This window comes from Methylobacterium terrae, assembly GCF_003173755.1.
Lineage (GTDB): Bacteria > Pseudomonadota > Alphaproteobacteria > Rhizobiales > Beijerinckiaceae > Methylobacterium > Methylobacterium terrae.
Window position 1 is genome coordinate 6,084,561 of record NZ_CP029553.1, and the last position, 19,665, is coordinate 6,104,225.

At 72.6% G+C, this 19,665-nt stretch carries 19 protein-coding genes; 8 read left to right on the forward strand and 11 right to left on the reverse strand.

Annotated elements, in window-relative coordinates; all coding sequences use genetic code 11:
- Positions 1 to 84 precede the first annotated feature (84 nt).
- The 4 genes from DK419_RS28025 to DK419_RS28040 form a co-directional block, all read right to left on the reverse strand.
- Complete coding sequence (locus DK419_RS28025; protein WP_109961969.1) at positions 85 to 957, reverse strand: NAD(P)-dependent oxidoreductase; 873 nt, start codon at positions 955 to 957, stop codon at positions 85 to 87.
- 91 nt (positions 958 to 1,048) lie between these two features.
- On the reverse strand, positions 1,049 to 1,486 hold the full coding sequence (locus DK419_RS28030) for a tellurite resistance TerB family protein (RefSeq protein WP_109961970.1): 438 nt from the start codon (positions 1,484 to 1,486) through the stop codon (positions 1,049 to 1,051).
- 391 nt (positions 1,487 to 1,877) lie between these two features.
- On the reverse strand, positions 1,878 to 3,008 hold the full coding sequence (locus DK419_RS28035; protein WP_245442762.1) for a zinc-dependent alcohol dehydrogenase family protein: 1,131 nt from the start codon (positions 3,006 to 3,008) through the stop codon (positions 1,878 to 1,880).
- Positions 3,009 to 3,119: 111 nt separating this feature from the next.
- Complete coding sequence (locus tag DK419_RS28040) at positions 3,120 to 3,386, reverse strand: YjiS-like domain-containing protein (RefSeq protein WP_245442763.1); 267 nt, start codon at positions 3,384 to 3,386, stop codon at positions 3,120 to 3,122.
- Positions 3,387 to 3,492: 106 nt separating this feature from the next.
- Here DK419_RS28040 and DK419_RS28045 point away from each other — a divergent pair, with 106 nt between their 5' ends.
- The 3 genes from DK419_RS28045 to DK419_RS28055 all read left to right on the forward strand — a co-directional run bounded on the left by DK419_RS28045 (position 3,493) and on the right by DK419_RS28055 (position 6,750).
- Positions 3,493 to 4,371, forward strand: a complete 879-nt coding sequence (locus tag DK419_RS28045) for a LysR family transcriptional regulator (RefSeq protein ID WP_109961972.1) — start codon at positions 3,493 to 3,495, stop codon at positions 4,369 to 4,371.
- A 294-nt stretch (positions 4,372 to 4,665) separates the two neighbouring features.
- The gene (locus tag DK419_RS28050; RefSeq protein ID WP_109961973.1) at positions 4,666 to 5,928 is read left to right on the forward strand and encodes a porin; all 1,263 of its coding nucleotides are present in this window, start codon (positions 4,666 to 4,668) and stop codon (positions 5,926 to 5,928) included.
- 186 nt (positions 5,929 to 6,114) lie between these two features.
- The gene (locus tag DK419_RS28055) at positions 6,115 to 6,750 is read left to right on the forward strand and encodes a LysE family translocator (protein WP_109961974.1); all 636 of its coding nucleotides are present in this window, start codon (positions 6,115 to 6,117) and stop codon (positions 6,748 to 6,750) included.
- Between the two features lie 4 nt (positions 6,751 to 6,754).
- Here the strand turns inward: DK419_RS28055 and DK419_RS28060 are convergent, their stop codons facing one another.
- The 4 genes from DK419_RS28060 to DK419_RS28075 form a co-directional block, all read right to left on the reverse strand.
- Positions 6,755 to 8,284, reverse strand: coding sequence for a sensor domain-containing diguanylate cyclase (locus DK419_RS28060; protein WP_109961975.1), 1,530 nt, complete (start codon positions 8,282 to 8,284; stop codon positions 6,755 to 6,757).
- A gap of 214 nt (positions 8,285 to 8,498) precedes the next feature.
- Positions 8,499 to 8,996: a hypothetical protein gene (locus DK419_RS28065; protein WP_109961976.1), complete on the reverse strand. Its 498-nt coding sequence runs from the start codon at positions 8,994 to 8,996 to the stop codon at positions 8,499 to 8,501.
- Between the two features lie 11 nt (positions 8,997 to 9,007).
- Entirely contained in the window at positions 9,008 to 10,312 is a 1,305-nt protein-coding gene (gene rlmN / locus DK419_RS28070; RefSeq protein WP_109961977.1) for a dual-specificity RNA methyltransferase RlmN, read from the reverse strand.
- 185 nt (positions 10,313 to 10,497) lie between these two features.
- Positions 10,498 to 11,100 (reverse strand): invasion associated locus B family protein, encoded by a 603-nt coding sequence (locus tag DK419_RS28075; protein ID WP_109961978.1) that lies wholly within the window; start codon positions 11,098 to 11,100, stop codon positions 10,498 to 10,500.
- Between the two features lie 174 nt (positions 11,101 to 11,274).
- On the opposite strand from DK419_RS28075, the gene DK419_RS28080 reads away from it, so the two are divergent.
- The gene (locus DK419_RS28080) at positions 11,275 to 12,333 is read left to right on the forward strand and encodes a phosphotransferase (RefSeq protein WP_109961979.1); all 1,059 of its coding nucleotides are present in this window, start codon (positions 11,275 to 11,277) and stop codon (positions 12,331 to 12,333) included.
- 200 nt (positions 12,334 to 12,533) lie between these two features.
- The gene (locus tag DK419_RS28085; protein WP_109961980.1) at positions 12,534 to 12,764 is read left to right on the forward strand and encodes a hypothetical protein; all 231 of its coding nucleotides are present in this window, start codon (positions 12,534 to 12,536) and stop codon (positions 12,762 to 12,764) included.
- 35 nt (positions 12,765 to 12,799) lie between these two features.
- Here DK419_RS28085 and DK419_RS28090 read toward each other — a convergent pair whose 3' ends face one another.
- Complete coding sequence (locus tag DK419_RS28090) at positions 12,800 to 12,997, reverse strand: hypothetical protein (RefSeq protein ID WP_109961981.1); 198 nt, start codon at positions 12,995 to 12,997, stop codon at positions 12,800 to 12,802.
- A 280-nt stretch (positions 12,998 to 13,277) separates the two neighbouring features.
- Positions 13,278 to 13,838 (reverse strand): GNAT family N-acetyltransferase, encoded by a 561-nt coding sequence (locus DK419_RS28095; RefSeq protein WP_109961982.1) that lies wholly within the window; start codon positions 13,836 to 13,838, stop codon positions 13,278 to 13,280.
- Between the two features lie 211 nt (positions 13,839 to 14,049).
- Here DK419_RS28095 and zapE point away from each other — a divergent pair, with 211 nt between their 5' ends.
- Positions 14,050 to 15,246, forward strand: coding sequence for a cell division protein ZapE (gene zapE, locus DK419_RS28100; RefSeq protein ID WP_109961983.1), 1,197 nt, complete (start codon positions 14,050 to 14,052; stop codon positions 15,244 to 15,246).
- A gap of 95 nt (positions 15,247 to 15,341) precedes the next feature.
- Positions 15,342 to 16,478, forward strand: coding sequence for a M20/M25/M40 family metallo-hydrolase (locus DK419_RS28105; protein ID WP_109961984.1), 1,137 nt, complete (start codon positions 15,342 to 15,344; stop codon positions 16,476 to 16,478).
- Between the two features lie 206 nt (positions 16,479 to 16,684).
- Here DK419_RS28105 and DK419_RS28110 read toward each other — a convergent pair whose 3' ends face one another.
- Entirely contained in the window at positions 16,685 to 18,304 is a 1,620-nt protein-coding gene (locus DK419_RS28110; RefSeq protein WP_162561448.1) for a methyl-accepting chemotaxis protein, read from the reverse strand.
- 672 nt (positions 18,305 to 18,976) lie between these two features.
- Between DK419_RS28110 and DK419_RS28115 the strand changes: the two genes are divergently transcribed.
- The gene (locus DK419_RS28115) at positions 18,977 to 19,576 is read left to right on the forward strand and encodes an NUDIX domain-containing protein (protein ID WP_162561449.1); all 600 of its coding nucleotides are present in this window, start codon (positions 18,977 to 18,979) and stop codon (positions 19,574 to 19,576) included.
- Positions 19,577 to 19,665: the final 89 nt, after the last annotated feature.

The window sequence follows — 19,665 nt, forward strand, 5'->3', positions numbered from 1 at the left end:
CGACGGAGCTCGACATCGAGCTCCGGATCGACACGGCGATCGACGCTCAGCGTCGTGGGTCCTGCGCCGTGGGCGCGGTCAGCCTCACCGTCCCGCCCGCCGCGCCGACACGATCGCGAGCGCCGCCAGGTCCTTCTCCCCGTCGCCGTGCGCGAGCGCGTCGAGCAGGCTGTCGCGCAGGACGCTCGCGAGCGGCATCGGCACCCGGGCGGCCTCCGCGGCGGCGAGCGCCAGGCGCACGTCCTTGGCGCCGAGCGCCAGCCCGAAGCCCGGCGGCTCGTAGCGGGCGGCGGCGATCGAGGCGCCGTAGTTCTTGTAGACCGGCGCGGCGAAGATCGTGCTCGTCAGGAGGTCGAGGAGATCGGCGGCCGGCACGCCGTGCGCCTCGCCGAGCGCCGCGGCCTCGCCCATCGCCTCGACCGCCGCGACGATCATCATGTTGCCGGCGAGCTTGACGGCGTTGGCCCGGGCCGGCTCCTCGCCGAAGCGCCAGGTCCTCGCCCCCATCGCGTCGAGGAGCGGCTGGGCCCGGGAGATCGCATCGTCGGGTCCGGCGGCCAGGATGTTGAGCTTTCCCATCTCGGCGACGTCCGGGCGCCCGAAGACAGGGGCGGAGACGTAAGGAACGCCCGCACGGCCGTGGACCGCCGCCAGCTCCTCGGCGAGCGCGACCGAGATGGTGCTGGTGCCGACATGCAGCCCGGGCTTCTCGGCCTGGTCGAGCAGGCCGCCCTCGACGATGACCGCGCGGAGCGCGGCGGCGTCGGCCAGCATCGTCACGGCGGCATCGCCCCGGAAGGCGTCCGCAGGCGTCGCCACCGGCTCGGCGCCGTGGGCGCGCAGCGCCTCGGCGGCGGCGGGAGAGCGGTTCCACACCCGGACCCGGTGGCCGGCCTTGACCAGGTTGAGCGCCATCGGCCGGCCCATTCGGCCTAGCCCGAGAAATCCGACATCCATCGCGATCCGTCTCCCGCCGACATCCTCGCATCGTCGCGCGGGAGATAAGGCGGGCCCGCCGAGTGTCAGCCCTTGGTCGAGCCTGAGGACCTCACAGGCCGAGGAGCGCCGCCTTCTCGACGCCGAGCACCTCGGCGATCTCGGCCAGCGCCTTGTGCTCCAGCTCGCTGATGCCGCCCTGGTCGGCGACGTCGGCGGCGATCAGAAAGACGTCCTGGCGCTGCTCGAGCGCGCGGTCCGCGATGGCGCCGACGAGGCGCAGGTTCTCGAGCCGCCCGGCCCGGCTCTTCGCCCGGGCGATCGCCTCGTGCAGCTCCTGCTCGAGCTTCAGCACGCCGTAGGATTTCTGCAGGATCGGGTTGTTGCTGAGATCGGCCAGAGCCGTCTCGATCTCCTCCTCGTCGATCTCCTGGTCGGCCAGGATCACGGTGGCGGCCGCCGAGCAGGCGGCGTGGAGGAAGGCGGTGTCGCCCGCATAGGACATGACGACCCGGCCGACCCGGGAGAAGGCATCCTGAAACAGCCCCATGGCACGTCCTTGAGTGAAGATCCTTCGGGCCGGCCGCGGGCGGGCCCCTCGTCGCGGGAGGACGACCATCGATGCATGAGGGTGCCGCGACCGGCAAGTGCGGCGCCGGCCCGTCCGGCGGCCGGCGCGTCCGGGCGCCGGGATCGGCGCGAGAAAAACCGTGGGCGTGCTCCGTCCGACACGCGCGGGCCGCGCGACGGCCGCGACGTCCCCTGATCGGGGAGCGTCGAGACCGGCACCGTCACGGCCGGGGCCGGCCCTGGTCTCCCGGCGGGCCTGACGCCCCGGATTCGTCCGGGGATCCGCCGTCAGGGCTCCCGGAACGGTGCAGGGGGGGCGGCTTCGTCGGGCGGGCCGATCCCGCGATCACGTCTCACATCGCGATCACGTCTCACATCGCGATCACCTGCCGGATCGCCTCGCCGCGATCGAGCCGGTCGAAGCCCTCGTTGATCTGGTCGAGGGTCAGCGTGCCGGTCATCAGCTTGTTCACCGGCAGGCGGCCCTGGCGGTACATCGCGATGTAGCGCGGGATGTCCCGGGCCGGGACGCAGGAGCCCATGTAGCTGCCGCGCACCACCCGCTCCTCGCCGACGAGGCCGACCGGCGGGAGGGTGAAGCTGTGGTTCGGGTTGGCGAGGCCGGCGGTCGCCGTGGTGCCGCCGCGGCGGGTGATCCGGTAGGCGGTGTCGAAGGCCTTGACCGAGCCCGCCATCTCGAAGGCGTAGTCGACGCCGCCGTCGGTGGCGTCGCGGATCGCCGCGACGGCATCGGGATCGGAGGCCAGGAACGCGTCGGTGGCGCCGAGCTCGCGGGCGACCCGGAGCTTGTCCTCCGACAGGTCGACCGCGACGATGCGGCCCGCCCCGCTGGCCACCGCCCCGATCAGCGCCGAGAGGCCGACGCCGCCGAGGCCCACCACCGCGACGCTCTGGCCCATCTGCACCCGGCAGGTATTCACCACCGCGCCGACGCCGGTCATCACCGCGCAGCCGAACAGGGCCGCCTCGACGAGGGGAATCTCGGGATCGATCTTCACGATCGAGCGGCGCGAGATCACCGCGTACTCGCCGAAGGCCGAGACGCCGCTGTGGTGGCTGACCTCGACGCCGTCGCAGCGGATGCGCTTCTCTCCCGACAGGAGCGTGCCGCGGCCGTTGGCGGCGTTGCCGGGCTCGCACAGGGCGCCGCGCCCCTCGCGGCAGGGCGCGCAGCCGCCGCAGGTCGGCACGAACGACATCACCACGTGGTCGCCGCGCTCGAGATCGGTCACGCCGGGCCCGAGTTCCTCGACGACCCCCGACGCCTCGTGCCCGAGGGCCACCGGCACCGGCCGGATCCGGTCGCCGTTGATGACCGAGAGGTCCGAGTGGCACAGGCCGGCGCCCGCGATCTTCACCAGCACCTCGTCCGGCCCCGGCGGGTCGAGCTCGATCGTCTCGATGGTGAGCGGCCGGGTCTCGGCATAGGGCCGCGCCACGGGGGCGTGGTGCAGGACGGCAGCGCGAACGCGTAGGGGCACGGTGATCCTCCCGGCGGGGCGCCTCTTCGGCGGGGCCCCGGCGCGGAGCAGGCTGGCAGCGGCATTGCGGCCGGTCAACCGGCCGCGGCGCATGCCGCCCGGAGGCCCGCGTCAGGCCGCGTCGTCGGCGCCCGCCCGCCAGAACGGGCGGCGCGCCTCCGCCTCCGCCTCGCGGCGGCTCAGGCCGACATCGGCCAGGGTCTCGTCGGTCATCCAGGGCAGGTCGCGCGCCAGGGTGCGGCGGGCGGTCCAGCGCCGGAACCAGCCCCGCAGGATCGCCACGCCGGCGAGGCGCGGTTCGTGCGCGCGGCTCACGCTCGACACCCGCGGGAGCGCCGCGATGCGGTGCGTCGGGAACGGGATGAGTGTGGCGGCCACGGCGGATCTCCTTCTCGTGTCTGGCCCGGACGGGCTACCCGGGCGCGCGACCGCCGTCTATTGAGTTCTTGCGCGCGCTTCGTGCGTGAAGCTCACGGATGCCCCGATGCGCCGGCTGCCGCCCCTCTCCTCCCTGCGCGCCTTCGAGGCCACGGCGCGCCTCGGCTCGGTCACGCGGGCCGCCGACGAACTCGGGCGCACCCACGGGGCGGTGTCGCGCCAGGTGCGGGCGCTGCAGGAGCAGGCCGGCACCGCGCTGTTCGAGAAGGCCGGCACGGGCCTGCGGCTCACGCCGGCCGGCGAGGCCTTCCGGGATGTCGTCGGGGGCGTGCTCGACGACCTCGAGCGGGGTTACCGGCGCCTGCGCGACGCCGGGGGCGGCGCCAACGTCCACCTCGCCTGCGGGGCGACCTTCGCGATGCGCTGGCTGGTGCCACGCCTGGCCGGCTTCTACCGCGAGCGGCCGACGGTGCAGGTGCGCCTGTCGATGACCTCGGCCCGGGAGATCCGCGAGGACGGCGCCGACCTGGTGCTGACCTGGGACCGGCTCGCCCACCCGATCCGCGACGAGGCGCGGGCGATCCGCCTCGGCGACGTGGCGTTCGGCATCGTCTGCGCGCCCGACTATCCGGTTCGGGCGGAGGGCGTGCGGCTGCGGGCCGAGACCCGGATCGCCCACGAATACACGCCCCATTCCTGGCCGGCCTGGGAGGCGGCGACGGGCCGGCGCGTCCAGGCGGAGCGCGACCTCGCCTTCCCGCATAACGGGCTGTGCATCGAGGCCGCCCTGTCGGGCCTCGGGATCGCCGTCGTCGAGCAGATGCTGGTGCGCGACGACCTCGCCGCCGGCCGCCTCGTCGCGCCCTGCGGCTTCCACGGCTTCGCGAACGGCTTCGCGGCCCTGCCGGCGACGGACCGCCCGCTCTCGCCCGCCGCCGCGGCCTTCGTCGCGTGGCTGCGGCGGATGCTGGCCGAGGAGGCGTGAGCCCCCGGGGACCTGCCGTCGCCCGGCGCGGGCCGTCGGCGCGTTCCCGGCCCGTGATGCCGCCGAAATCGTGCATTTCAGCGCTGCCGCAGCGCCGGGACTGCGTAATCGTGCCGATCCCGGGCGTTGCCCAAGTAACGGCATGCGTTGCGCGAAAGACACGGCGCAGAAGTCACCCGCGCGTCAGGTCTTAAAATGCCTAATTTTTGAGCAAACGCACAATAAACAGTTTTGCCATGGTGCCGCCACACTGCCAGCTTGGCGGTACTTGGTGTCCAGATGGATTCTCCTCCCGTGGCAATGCGCTTCACCCTCAGCAGCCTGACCGTCGCCCTGCTGTCGTCCGGCTCCGCCTACGCCGCCGACCTCGCAGCCCCGGCCCCTGCCCCGGTGGCGGTTGTCGAGAGCTGCAAGGCGACCCTGTCGCTGCCGGCCTATGCCGGCATCATCAAGCCGAACCCGAACCCGTCCTGCTTCACCCTCGGCGGCTTCGGCGACATCTATGTCGGCGGCGCGCTCACCGGCTACGCCTACACCCAGACCAACCCGTTCCCGTTCTCGGCCGCGCCGCTGCCGAGCGACCGGGCGGGCCGGGTCGACTTCACCAACATCCAGGGCTGGATCCAGAAGGCCGACGGGCCGTTCCAGTTCTACGTCCAGGGCGGCGCCTACGCGATCCCGTCGCTCGGCTTCGTCAACTACAGCGCCCTGCAGCAGACCGACCTGCTGTTCACGCCGCTGCCGGTCGCCTTCGGCAAGTACGTGTTCAACGACAACTGGTCGATCCAGGGCGGCCGGATGCCGACCCTGATCGGCACCGAGGCGCCGTTCACCTTCCAGAACCTGAACATCTCCCGCGGCCTGCTGTTCAACCAAGAGAACATCATCAACCACGGCGTCCAGGTGAACTACAGCGACGGGCCGTGGTCGGCCTCGGTCGCCGGCACCGACGGGTTCTTCTCCGGCGAGATCAGCTGGCTCACCGGCGCCATCACCTACAAGCTCGACGACAACAACTCGTTCGGCATCAACGGCGGCACCAACCTCGGCCGCACCAACGCCTTCGCCCGCAGCCTGCGCTACCAGTACGCCACGCCGGGCCTGCAGCAGAACAGCGGCATCGTGTCGGTGAACTACACCTACGCGAACGGCCCGTGGGCGATCACGCCGTACTTCCAGTACACCAACGTCCCGCGCGACTTCCGCCTCGGCATCGTCGAGGGCGCCTCGACCTATGGCGGCGCGGTGCTGGCGAGCTACACCTTCACCGACAACTTCGCGCTGGCCGGCCGCGTCGAGTACATCGCCCAGACCGGCGACCGGCTGCTCGGCGGCACCAGCCTGCTCTACGGCGCGGGCAGCTCGGCCCTGTCCTTCACCGTCACCCCGACCTTCACCTTCGATCGCTTCTTCGTGCGCGGCGAGTACTCGCGGGTGCAGCTCTACGACATCACCCGCGGCGACCTCGCCTTCGGGACGCTCGGCACCGGCTTCGGCCGCACCGGCAACCGTACCTCGCAGGACCGCTACATGATCGAGGGCGGCATCACGTTCTGACGCCCCTCCCCGATCACCGGCACCGTCCGCGCCCGCCCGGGGTCCCCCCGGGCGGGCGATCCTCGTTCCGGCGGGCCCGCGCCGGAGGCCTTCCGGAGTTTTTCTCGGCGTGCGCCGAAGGTTTTCTCGGTTTGCGTCGGGCCCGGGTCGGATTACAGACCGGGGCATTCGTCCCGGAGCCGACCGATGAGCGTCCTGCCCGACACCCCGACGCTGCTGGCCTACCTCGCCGCCTGCCTGGTGCTGTTCGTCACGCCCGGGCCCGACATGAGCCTGACGCTCGCCCGCACCATCGGCTCGGGGCGGCAGGCGGGAATCGTGACGGTGCTGGGCACCAGCCTCGGCACGCTCCTCCACACGCTGGCCGCCGTGCTCGGCATCTCGGCGCTGATCGCGGCCTCGGCCACGGCCTTCACGGTGCTGAAGGTGGTCGGCGCGCTCTACCTCGCCTGGCTCGCCGTCGATGCCCTGCGCCGCGGCTCGGCTCTCACCGTGCGGCCCGAGACGGTGCGGGGCGGGCTGTGGCGCACCTTCTGCCTGGGGCTCGGCGTCAACCTCACCAACCCCAAGGTGGTGCTGTTCTTCCTGACCTTCCTGCCGCAATTCGTGCGCGCCGACGCCCCCGACCCGACCGGCCAACTCGCCTTCCTGGGTCTCGCCTTCGTCGGCCTGTCGCTGCCGCTCGGGATCCTGATGGTGCTCGCCGCCGCCCGGGTCACCGGCGCGCTCCAGGCCCGGCCGCGGCTGATGCGGGGCATCGACTGGCTGTTCGCCGGGCTGTTCGGGTCCTTCGCGGCCCGCATCCTCTTGACCGTGCGCTGAGCCCTCACGAGGCCGTGCCGGCGACGAGGCGCAGGTGGGGCGCGGGTGCCGGCGGCGCCTCGGCCCGGCAGGTGCGGTTGCGGCCCGCGCCCTTGGCGACGTAGAGCGCCGCGTCCGCCGCCCGGTAGAGCTCGGACGACGTACCGGACGGCGCGCCTTCCGCGAGCCCGATGCTCACCGTGACGGTGCCGGCCGCGATGCCGGCCGGCCCCACCGACAGGGCCGCCACCGCGTCGTGCAGGCGCTCGGCCACCCGGGCCGCTCCCTCCGCGTCGGTGTCCGGCAGGATCACGGCGAATTCCTCGCCGCCGATCCGGCAGACGAGGTCGTGCGGCCGGTGGATCGCCGCCGTGAGGGTGCGCGCCAGCCCGCGCAGGATCTCGTCGCCGACCGCGTGGCCGTGGCGGTCGTTGAAGCGCTTGAAGTGGTCGGCATCGACGATCAGCAGGGCGAGCGGCAGGCCGGTGCGGGCCGCCGCCCGCCCGGCCTGGTCCAGGGTCTCGTCGAAGCGGCGGCGGTTCGGCAGGCCGGTCAGCCCGTCGGTCATCGACAGGCGGGCGAGCTCGGCCTCGACGGCTTCGCGGCGCTTCAGCTCCCGCCCGCACAGGAGGGCGAGCAGCACCGCGAGGCCGAACAGCGCCAGCAGCACGGCGCCGATCATCAGCGCCTTGGCGTGCCAGCCGGCCTCGATCTCGTCCGTGCTGATCCCGATCGACAGGAACAGCGGCAGGGAGCCGACCTGCGCGAAAGTGAACAGCCGGCGCACCCCGTCGCGGTTCGCCCGCGCGGCGAAGCTCCCCTGCCGCTCGGCGATGACGCGCTGGAGGTTCGACGTCCCCGAGACGTCGGTGCCGACGTCGCGCACGTCGTAGGGGAAGCGCACGATCCGGATGCTGTCCTGGCGCACGAGGTTGATGCTGCTGTCGCGCCCGAGGCCGATCTGCGCGAGGATCTGCGTGAAGTGCGACAGCCTCATCGTGGCGACCGCCACCCCGCCGAACGATCCGTCGGGCTTCTCGATGCGCCGGCTGAGCGCGACCGTGTAGGCGCCCGACAGCCGCGACTGGTAGGGCTTGCTGATGTAGAGCCCGACATCCGGACTCGTCCGGTGGACCTGGAAGTAGTCGCGGTCGGCGAAGCTGCCCCCGGCGCCCGTGGGGTAGCGCGAGTTCAGGATGCCGATGCCGTGCTCGTCGAACAGGACCAGGATGCCCGCGCCGTCGGCGGTCACCACCTGATCGAACAGCACCAGCCTCCGCAGGGCCTCCGGCGCCGCGACGACGAGGGGGTTCTGGGCCTTGGCGATCAGGTCCCGCAGCGCCATGTCGGCGACCTCGATGCTGCGCACGAGGTCGATCTCGGCCACCCGCAGCAGGTTGCGGGAGGTCTCCTCGGCCCGCCCCCACATCTCCCGCCGCAGCTCGTGCAGCATGAAGCCGGCGACGACCAGCATGCCGAGGGGGATCAGCACGCCGAGCACGATCCAGACCCGGGCGGTCTGGAGGCCGGCGAGGAGGCGGCGCGGCGACGGCATCGTCGGGGTTCTCTCGGGAGGCGGTCTCACGTCAGGTGTACCTCGCGCCTCCAAGTCTAAGAAAGACTTTCACGCCGCGAGGTCGCCCTGCCTCTTCACAGCCTCGACTGCCGATCGACAAGAACTAACGAACCTGATCCCTAACGGTGCCTTGCCGGGATTGCCGACGTGCGGCCGTCCGGCGGCGCTGCCGCCGGAGCTTCTGGCGCCGTCTCTAGCGCCGCGGCGCGGCCCACATCGTCGCCGGGCCGCGCCCGGCGAAGCGGCCGGCGGCGAGCCAGTAGACCAGGCCCGCGATCCCGCCGGCGCAGAACAGGATCGCCGTCACCCGCCCCTCCCCGGCGCCCGCCGGCCCGGCGGCGCCGCGCATCAGCCAGGGCAGGATCGCGGTGAGGAGGCCGGTGGCGCCGCCGTACCAGGCGAGCGCGCGCCAGCCCAGCACCTCGCCGACGACGGCGTTGAGGGCGGGCGGCACCGCGACGAGGAGCAGGATCGCGCGGCCGAGGTTCAGCGCCCCCTCGACCATCCCGGGATCGGGCGCGTAGCCCTCGGCGAGGTCCGACAGCACCGCCTCGAGCCCCGACAGGCCGAGCTGGCCGAGCACGTCGCGCAAGGCCGGGTCCATCGCGACGCCGATCCCGAGGGCGAGCGCGCCACAGGCGACCGCCATCAGGAGCGCGGTCGCGATCGCCAGGAGACGGCCGAGGGACATCCGGCCCCGCCTCAATCGTCGTCGTGGCTGGCGGCGTAGACGCCTTCCGCCCCGATGCCCTCTTCCAGCATCATCCGGGCGCGGGCGCGCAGCTTCTCGGTCTCGCTCTTGAGCTGGCCGCAGGCCGCCAGGATGTCGCGGCCGCGCGGCGTGCGCACCGGCGAGGCGTAGCCGGCGTTGAACACGATCTCGGAGAAGCGCTCGATCCGCTCCCAGTCCGAGCACTCGTACCTGGAGCCGGGCCAGGGATTGAACGGGATCAGGTTGATCTTGGCCGGGATGCCCTTGAGCAGGCGCACCAGTTCGCGCGCGTCGGCGTCGGAATCGTTGACGCCCTTCAGCATCACGTACTCGAAGGTGATGCGCCGGGCGTTCGACACGCCCGGATAGTCGCGGCAGGCCTGGAGCAGGTCGCGGATCGGGTACTTGCGGTTGAGGGGCACCAATTCGTTGCGCAGGTCGTCGCGCACCGCGTGGAGCGAGATCGCCAGCATGGCGTTGGCCTCGAGGCCGAGCCGCTCGAATTGCGGCACCACGCCGGAGGTCGAGACGGTGATGCGCCGGCGCGACAGGCCGAGGCCCTCGTGGTCGCTCATCACGCCGACCGCGTCGATGACGTTGTCGACGTTGTAGAGCGGCTCGCCCATGCCCATGAACACGATGTTCGACACGAAGCGCGAGCCGTCGACCGGCACGAAGGCGCCCTTCGGCGGGGTCTTTCCGGGCCAGTCGCCGAGGCGGTCGCGGGCGACCACGAGCTGCGAGACGATCTCCTGGGCCGACAGGTTGCGCACCAGGCGCTGCGTGCCGGTGTGGCAGAACGAGCAGGTCAGCGTGCAGCCGACCTGCGACGAGACGCAGAGCGTGCCGCGGTCGTTGGCCGGGATGTAGACGCACTCGATCTCGGCGCCGCGGTTGTGGTCGTGCCGGCCGGTCGGCGGCATGCGGATCAGCCACTTGCGGGTGCCGTCGCGCGACACCTGCTCGCTCACCACCTCGGGCCGGTCGAGGGTGTGGATGCCGGCGAGCTGCCCTTTCAGCACCTTGCTGACGTTGGTCATCTCGTCGAAGGACGCCGCACCTCGCACGTTGATCCAGTGCCAGAGCTGGCCGGCGCGCATGCGCTGCTCGCGCTCGGGCACGCCGATGGCGGCGAGGCGCCCCTTCAGGGCCTCGCGGGTGAGGCCGACGAGGGAGGTCGGGCCGGTGGTCTCCAGCGCGTCTGGGCGGATCTCGGGCGTCTTCTCGATCGCCGGGACTTGCTGGGGTACGGCGCCATTCCCGCGCCGGGCGGTGTCGAACGACGCCGTCGCCATGATAATGCAGACCTTCGAATGAAGCGGATTCCCGCGGCATATAGGGGTATTCGGGCCGAAACGCGATGGGCCGACTTTGGAATCCCCCGAAGCCATGGCTGCCGGCAGCAGAAACGAAGCGCGGGATCCCCTCTCCCGAGTGGGAGAGGGGATCCCGCGCCACTTCTTTCCATGGGAGGTGCGATCTACTTGCACTCCTCGCGGGTGCGCTTCATCGCCTCGCCGAAGCCGTCGAGGGCGTATTCGTCGGTCGAGGCGTTGCCGCGCTGCGAGACCGCCTTGATCACCACCTTCTTGCCCCGGCCCATCTCGGCGACGACCTTGCCCTCGTCGGCCGGGTTCTGGACCCAGGCATTGGCGCCCTTCACCACCAGGGCGTAGCGGGCCGCGCCGATCGCGAGGCTCGGATCGGAGGCCGAGGAGGCCGGGGCCGGCACGGCGCCGTTCGCCGCCGCGGTCGTCGTGGCCTGGCCGCTGCCGGGCTTGGGCGCGAAGCCCAGCATCACCGCGACCTCGTTGTTGACCTTCTCGCCCTTGCGCACGGTGACGAAGAGGTAGGCCGGGTCGCGCTTGAGGCTCTTGGGCAACCGCACCTGCGGCTGGCTGATGGCGTAGCAGATCCGCGACTTGCCCTCGCCGGCGGCGAAGACGTTCCAGTCGCCGAAGGTCCCGATCGGGCTGGCCTGGAGGCTCGGGGGGGCGGCGTCCGCCTTCGGCTTCGGCCGGGCTTCGGCGGGCAGGACGAGGAGGGACAGGCCGGCGGCGGCGAGGACGGATGCGCGAATCATGCGGGCACTCTAGTCGCGGGGGGTGCGCTTGCCCACCCGATCGCCGGAAAATGCGGCGAAATCAGTGGGCTATCGACAGGTCCCGACGAATTGCTGCAGTGCAGGAATGACCCGGGGCAGCGGGTGGGGCATGGTCCGGGCCTCGAGACGCCAGCGAGAGGCCGCGAAGGTCGCATGACTGCCAACACCCCGTCAGACCTGCCCGAGACCATTCCGGTGCGCGAGGCCCACCGCTTCCCGACCGAGGCGCTGGAGGCGTTCCTCGCCGAGCAGGGGCTCGGCGCCTTGCGCGAGCTGCGGCAGATGCGCGGCGGGCAGTCGAACCCGACCTTCCTGGTGCTCGCCGAGGCCGGCGAGTACGTGCTGCGCAAGCAGCCGCCCGGCAAGCTCCTGCCCTCCGCCCACGCGGTCGACCGCGAGTTCCGGGTGCTGCAGGCCCTGTCGCGCACCGACGTGCCGGTGCCGCAGGCGGTGGCGTTCTGCGCCGATCCGGCGGTGATCGGCACCCCGTTCTACCTGATGGAGCGGCTCTCCGGCCGGGTGTTCTGGGACCCGATGCTGCCCGAACTGCCGCGCGAGGAGCGGGCCGGGATCTACTATGGCATGAACGAGGCCCTGGCGCGCCTGCACCTCGTCGACCCCGGGGCGATCGGGCTCGGCGATTTCGGCCGCGCCGGCAACTACTTCCAGCGCCAGATCGACCGCTGGTCGAAACAGTGGGCCGCCTCGAAGACCCGCGAGAACGTCGCGATCGACCGCCTCGCCGAGTGGCTGCCGGCCCACATCCCGGCCGACAGCGACGAGACCCGGATCGTCCACGGCGATTTCCGCCTCGACAACATGATCTTCCACAAGACCGAGCCGCGGGTGATCGGCATCATCGACTGGGAGCTGGCGACGCTCGGCCACCCGCTCGCCGATCTCGGCTACAACTGCATCGCCTACAACACCGATCCGTCGGCCTATCGCGGCATGCTCGGGCGCGACCTCCCGGCCCTCGGCATCCCGACCCAGGACGAGTACGTGCGCCGCTACTGCGAGCGCACCGGGCGGCGCGACGGCATCACGCCGTTCCACGTCGCCTTCGCGCTGTTCCGCCTGGCGGTGATCCTGGAGGGCGTGCTCGCCCGCTCGAAGGCCGGCAACGCCTCGAGCGACGAGGCGAGCCAGAAGGGCGCGCTCGGCGTCGCGCTCGCCGAGCGGGGCTGGGAGCTGGCGCGGGGTCAGGCTTGACGAACGCGTCCTGCCAAGGATACGCTTCGCTCCTCAGCAGAAGGACGGCAGACGATGGTTCGCGCTCTCGCACGAAAGGGGTTCCCCGGGCAGTGACGTGAGCGCACGTTTCGTCTGTACGCAACCCCGATGGCGCGAGCCCTCGGGGTTTTTCTTTGTCCGCATCAGGCTGCTGTGCCCCTGACAGAAGAGGAAAGGTCATGACCACGCACTACGTCCAGTGCGAGCTGTCCCGTCACCGGCTCGTGCAGATGACTTGGCTGCCGGAGCGTTTCGCCCGGGAGGGCGATTACGTGAAGCTGAAGGAGGCGGATGGCTGGCAGGACGGGTGGCGGGTCATGGCGGCCTATCCGGGCGTGCGGCTCAGCCACGACGTGCTGATGGAGCGCAGCCAGGACTACAAGCGCACCCGCGCGGCTTCGGACATCTGAGGATCCGAGGACGGGCCGCCGCGCGGCGGCCCGTCCTACGCCTGGGCGGCGTCGCGCTCGCGCCGCTTCTGCAGGCGGGTGACGCCGTAGATCGTCGCGAGGCGCAGGCGGGCGGAACGGACCGGCGGCGCGCTGCGCTCGGCCTGGACGGCCGCGATGGTGCGGAGCGCCGCCGCGACGGAGCGTTCGAGCGCGGCGGTCTCGTCCCCGCGCATGGTGCGGCCGGTCTGCATCCGGATGTCCCCTCTCGCGTCCAGGTGTCCACGTCCAGGGACGCAGTTTGAGCCGGAAAATCCGGCACCGGCGGGGCCGGATGGTGGCGAAGGGGTGCCTTGATTTAAGGGTTCGTTCATCTTTCGGTGACGCTGCCACGCGTCATCGCGACGCCATCGAGCGGTCCGATCCGGCGGACACCCCATATCCCCCTTTCTTAGGGTCATCCCGGTGCCGCGAAAGCGGAGCCCGGAATGACCGGGAGGGTCTGAACTCCGCAACCGCGGGTCGACGACGGTCTCACAGCGTCGGCCACGCCCCCGAAGCCGCCGCCGCCACGTCGAACAGGCTGCCCACGCCCTCGCTCCACAGCGAGAAGGCGGTGGGCGGGCTGAGCGCCAGGACGGCATGGACCTCCCGGCTGCCGGTGGCGAACTCGGCGCCGAGGCGCCGGGCCAGCGCCCGCATCGGCCGGTTGCCGGCAAGGCAGCGCAGGTGCAGCCGGCTCGTCCCGCCGTTGCGGGCGGCCTGGGCCAAACGGGCGCCGAGCGCCGCGCCCAGGCCCCGGCCGCGATGGCCCGAGGCGACCGCGAAGGCGAGCTCGGCTTCTCCGCTGGAACCGGCGGGGCGCAACTCGCCGACGCCGCGCAAGCGCCCGTCGATGAAGGCGCCGACGATCAGGCCCTCGGCGGAGACGGCCCGGGCGGCGTAGGCGGCCGCCGTCGCCTCGCTCACCGCGCCCATGAAGCGGTCGAAGCGGGACCCCGGGTCGAGATTCCGGAACAGGGTGACGACGGCGTCGCGATCCGCCGACCACAGGCGCCGGACCCATGTGCCGGCAGGGGGATGTGAGTTCTGCATTCTCGAGGTGCACTCCGGGCAGGGTCTGCCGTGAAGGGGCTGCACGTCTTCGAGCGTTTCCCGACCCCGGCCGCCGGCCGGGATTGTGCAATGCAGCATATGGGCATGCCGTTCCGGGGCTGCACGACACGACGGCCGTGCCGTTAGCGCATGGCGCCGCCATGATCTCACCGCATTGCGCGGGCTCGCGCGCCGCGATACTTCCCGTCGCGTGACCCAAAGCCCCGCTTCCGCCGCCCATGGCCCTGTCGCCGCCCGCTACGACGCCCTGGTCGAGTCGGGGGCGATCGAGCGCGATCCCGCCCAGACCGGTCTCGTCGCCCGGCTCGACGGGCTGATCCGCGACCTCGCCGCGGCGCCGCCGGCCGAGAAGCCCGGCCTCCTCGGCCGGCTGTTCGGGCGCCAGCCGGAGCCCGTGGCAGGGCCGCTCGGCCTCTACGTCTGGGGCCTGGTCGGCCGCGGCAAGACGATGCTGATGGACCTCTTCCACGAGGCCGCGCCCGGCCCGAAGCGCCGGGTCCACTTCCACGCCTTCATGGGCGACGTGCACGAGCGCATCCACCGCCACCGCCAGGCGGTGAAGCAGGGCACGGCGAGGGGCGACGACCCGATCCAGCCGGTGGCCGAGGCCCTGGCGGCGGAGGCGCGGCTCCTCTGCTTCGACGAGTTCACGGTCACCGACATCGCCGACGCGATGATCCTCGGGCGCCTGTTCACGGCGTTGTTCGCCCGCGGCACCGTGATGGTGGCGACCTCGAACGTCGAGCCCGACCGGCTCTACGAGGGCGGGCTCAACCGCGCCCTGTTCCTGCCCTTCATCGCGCAGCTCAAGGAGCGGGTCGCGGTGGTGCGGCTCGATTCGCGCACCGATTTCCGTCTCGAGAAGCTCGGCGGCAGCCCGGTCTACCACGTCCCGGCGGACGAGGCCGCGGCCGCGGCGCTCACGAACGCGTTCCGGGCCCTGTCGGGCGAGCCGAAGGGGCGGCCGACGACCATCACCGTCAAGGGCCACGAGGTGGCGATTCCCGAGGCTGCCGGCGGCGTCGCCCGCTTCACCTTCGCGGATCTCTGCGCCCGGCCGCTCGGCGCCGCCGACTACCTGGCGCTCGCCGAGCGCTTCCACACCGTGATCGTGGAGGAGATCCCGGTGATGGACACGCCCCAGCGCAACGAGGCGAAGCGCTTCATCATCCTGGTCGACGCGCTCTACGACACCCGCACCAAGCTGCTCGCCTCGGCCGCCGCCGAGCCGACCGGGCTCTACCTCGCCGATACGGGCCGCGAGGCGTTCGAGTTCGAGCGCACGGTCTCGCGCCTGATCGAGATGCGCTCGGAGGAGTACCTCGCCCTGCCGCACGGCCGGCCGGACGAGGCGACGGGCAGCACGACGGGGCTGGTGGAGACCTGAGGGCGAGAGCCGGCGCGCTTCTTGATTGCGCCGCATTCGGAGCGCCGAAGCGGTGGCTCAGTCCTGCTGTTAGATCGTTCGACCCGAGGCTTCCGATGACCCCCTCTCCCTCGCCCAAAGACGTCTCGCCGGAGCGCGCCGTCGCGGCCATCTCGCGCTGGCTGGCGGTGGAGAGCCCGACGGATTCGGCTGACGGCGTCAACCGGATGATGGACCTCGTCGCCGACGAGGCCGCCACCCTGGGCCTCGCCGCCGAGCGGGTGCCGGGCCGGGACGGTTTCGGCGACAACCTGATCCTGCGGGCCGGCCCGCGGACGGGCGGGCCCGGCATCCTGGTGCTGTCCCACCTCGACACCGTGCACCCGATCGGCACCCTCGCCCACGACCTGCCGGTGCGGGTCGAGGGCGACCGGCTCTACGGCCCGGGCGTCTACGACATGAAGGGCGGCGCCTGGCTCGCGCTCCAGGCCTTCGCGGCGGCGGCGCGCGGGACCGCCGCGCGGCGCCCCCTCACCTTCCTGTTCACCAGCGACGAGGAGACCGGCTCGCAATCGACCCGCGGGCTGATCGAGGATCTGGGGCGGCGAAGCGCTGCCGTGCTGGTGACCGAGCCCGGCCGCGACGGCGGCAAGGTGGTGACCGGGCGCAAGGGCGTCGGCCGCTTCGACGTCCACGTCGAGGGCCGTCCCTCCCATGCCGGCACCCGCCACGCCGACGGCCGCAACGCCATCCGGGAGGCCGCCCGGCTGATCCTCGAGATCGAGGGCCTGACCGACTATTCCCGCGGCGTCACCACCACGGTCGGCACGATCGGTGGCGGCACCGCCGAGAACGTGGTGCCGCAGCATTGCCGCTTCGCCGTCGACCTGCGGGTCGTCACGGCGGCCGACGGCGAGGACTATGCCGGCCGGATCCTGGGCTTGCGCGCCGCGGAGGATTTTCGCGTCGGCGTGACCGGCGGCATGAACCGCCCGCCCTACGACGCGAAGGCGGGTGCCGCGCTCTACGCCCGCGCGAGGGCGCTCGCCCGCGACGAGCTCGGGATCGATCTCGGCGAGGTGCCGCTCACCGGCGGCGGCTCGGACGGCAACTTCACGGCGGCCCTCGGCATCCCGACCCTCGACGGGCTCGGCATCGACGGCGACGGGGCTCACACGCTCCAGGAATACGGCCTGATCTCCTCGATCGCCCCGCGGATGCGGCTGGTGCAGCGGCTGCTGGAGACGCTGTGACCGGCGCCCGGGGCGGCGCCCGATCACGGTGCGACACGGTCCACGACACAGCTTTCAGGGTGCGGCGGCACCTCCTCCCACCCGCGACCTCAGGATGAGGGTGCAGCGGGGAAAAGCCTGACGATCACGGGCTTTGCGCCACGGTCGTGGACAATGGTCTACGACGAACCGGCATCGGCCTCGTCGGACGATGCTCCGGCCGCCGGTCAGATCCGGTAGGCGGTCCGGCAGGCGCCCCAGTGCCGGCCGAGCACCCGGATCGGCGCGTCGACCTCGCGCACCTGGACCGTCTCGCCGCCGACCGCGCGCCGGTAGGCCTGCACCGTGAAGGGGCGGGTCGAGCGGGCCGCCGTGATGCCGGTGCGGTCGTCGAAGATCCGCCGGTCTCGGCAATTCGCGTCGTTCCAGACCGGGTCGCCGGGCCGCTGCGGCTGCGACACGCGCCGATTGTGGATCGGCAGGAAGCCGTTGCGGTCGGTCGGGATGCAGAACAGCATCCGGTTGTCCTGGGCGAGCGGCGGCTCGATCAGCGGCCGCAAGGCGCGCTCGAGGGTCGCGACGGCCTCGTTGAGGAATTGCGGCGGGTTGCTCCCGGCGATCGAGCGGTAGGCGGTGTCGAACAGGGCGCCTTCGGTGATGCGCCCGGCCCGGATCTCCGCCTCCATCGCCGCCGCCATCGCGCCGGCGATGTCCTGCGCCCGGACGATCAGGGGCCGGTACTCCGCGGCGATCTCCTCGAGCATCGCGCGCAGGCGCTCCTCGGCCGCCGCGTCGAGATCCGCGAAGCGGGCGTGCAGGCCGACCGGGCTCTCGCCGACGACCCGGGCCGCGACCGCGCCGAGGCGGTCGATCTCGAGGGACAGCCGCGTCCCGATCGCGGGCGCCGGGCCCGTCACCGCCTCGAGGAGGAGGCCGCCGGCGCTGAGGTCGATGCTGCGGGTCCGCCTGCCGTCGGCGAGGCGCACGGCGAGGTCCACCGGGTAGCGGTCGAAGCGGCGGCGGTCGCCGAGCTCGCTCTGCCGGACCACGGCGACGAAGCGGCGCCCGAGTCCCTCGGCCTGGCCGGCGGCGCCGGCCGCCTCTGCTTCCGCCCGGGCGGCGAGGCCGTCGACCCGGTCGGCCGTGGCGCAGACATGGCGCGCCTCCCGGCTCACGCCGGCGACGAAATCGGCGGCGCGCCCGGCCTCGCCGGAGAGCCCGGCCACCGCGGCCGCCTGGTCGCCGGCGATGCCGATGACCGTCGCGAAGGCCGGCCGCATCGCCTCGACCGCGCCGGCGAGCGCCGCGATGGCGGTGCCCGAGGCGCTGGCGCCTTCCCGCAGCCGCGCGATCCGGTTGCGGACGTCCTCCGCGGCGCGGCCGGTCTCGACCGCCAGCGCCTTGACCTCCCCGGCCACGACCGCGAAGCCGCGGCCCGCCTCGCCCGCCCGGGCCGCCTCGATGGTCGCGTTGAGCGCCAGCAGGTTGGTCTGGCGCGAGACCGCCGCGATCGCGTCGACCACGCCGACGATCTCCTCGGTGGCCCGGGCGAGCGCCTGCATGAAGGCCTGCGCCTCGCCGGCCCGGTCGGCGGCGGTGCCGAGATGGCCGTCCGCCTCGCCCATCGCCGACGCGATCCGGTCCGAGGTCGCCGAGAGCGTGCGGCTGGTGTCGAGGATCTTGCCCGTCATCGCCTCGGCGTCGCGGGCGGCCTCGGCGAGCCCGCCCATCTGCGAGCGGATGTCGGCGATCCCGGCCTGCATGCCGCCGACCTCGGTCCGGGCGCCCGCGATGGCACCCCGGACCCGGGCGATGGCGGTGAGGACGTCGGCCTCCACCGCGTCCATGGCGTCCCCGGCCGGGCGCGTCGCCGCGGCCGCGGGATCGGACGAGGCGGGCGCGGCTGCCGGTTCGGGGGCCGGCGCCTCGTGCGCGGACGGTTTCGGGCGGGGCAAGGCGAAGAAGCGCATGGCGACAAATCTAGGGCGAGGATGTTAACGATGGATGATTCGATACCACTATAGACGGCCGTTCTTTGTCCTGTTCTTGACGCTCCGGTCGTTCCCAAGAAGAAGCTGCTGCCGCAACGGTACTTCCCGTCTTCGTCGTGCCGCGTAAGCTCCGCCCTCGTAGTAAGGCGGCGCGATCCCGCTCTTCCGTCCGATCCCCGGCCCCGGTGCATTGCAACTGATCGGACGGGAGTCGCAGCGAAGCCTTCGGCATCTGCGGCCAGGGCGGACCGATGCGGTCCGCGACCGGGCGGAACTCTGGAAGAATGAGGCCGGGCCGCCGGTCGACGCCCGCGGCACCCGCGGGCGGCCCGGCACCTTGCTCCTGAGGGCGACCGCCACAGATGACGGGCCGAGACCGGCGGCGCCCGCCCGCCGGCAGGAATCGGCGTCGCGCCGGGACCGGGCTTTCGCGCGGCCCCCCGGTCGCTGCGGGCAAGGAGGCTGGCAATGGCCGAGCGCGACGGTTCCCCGGTAACGTCCCCGCCCCGGGTGACATCCCCGCTCCAGGTGACATCCCTACCCGCGGCGGCCCGCTCGCCCTGGGTGACGCTCTCGCGAGAGCGCCGCTACGAGGACCGCTATCTCGGCGTCGACCTCGACCAGCTGCGCCACGAATCCGGCCGGGAGCACCCGCACGTCGCCCTGCGCTTCAAGGTGTTCGGGGTCGCGGTGCTGCCGGTCGATCCGCAGGGCCGGGTCACCCTGATCGGGCAGTACCGCTACGTGCTCGACCGCTTCACCTGGGAGCTGCCCCGGGGCTCCGGCCCGGTCTCCGACGACGCGCTCGCGACCGCCCGGCGCGAGTTGGAGGAGGAGACCGGCGACCGGGCCGGATCCTGGCTCGAACTCATGCGCCTCGACGCCTCGCCGGGCATCTCGAGCGAGCGCGTCCCGGGCTTCGTCGCCTGGAACCTCAGCCGCGGCCCGGCCCATCCCGACCCGCAGGAGAGCCTGCGGCTGCGCCGCCTCCCCTTCGCCGACGCCGTCACCGAGGCGCTGACCGGTGCGATCACCGACGGGCCGAGCGTGGCGCTACTGCTGGGCCTCGCCGAGCGGGCGCGGCGGGGGAATCTGCCGGAGGATCTGCTCGGGTTGGTGCGGGGGTAGCGGGCAGGCGCGGGCGCCTCCTCTCCCCGCGGGCGGGGAGAGGGCCGCTGACCCCTCGTCGGGTCAGCGGAGAGCCCGCAGGGCGAGGG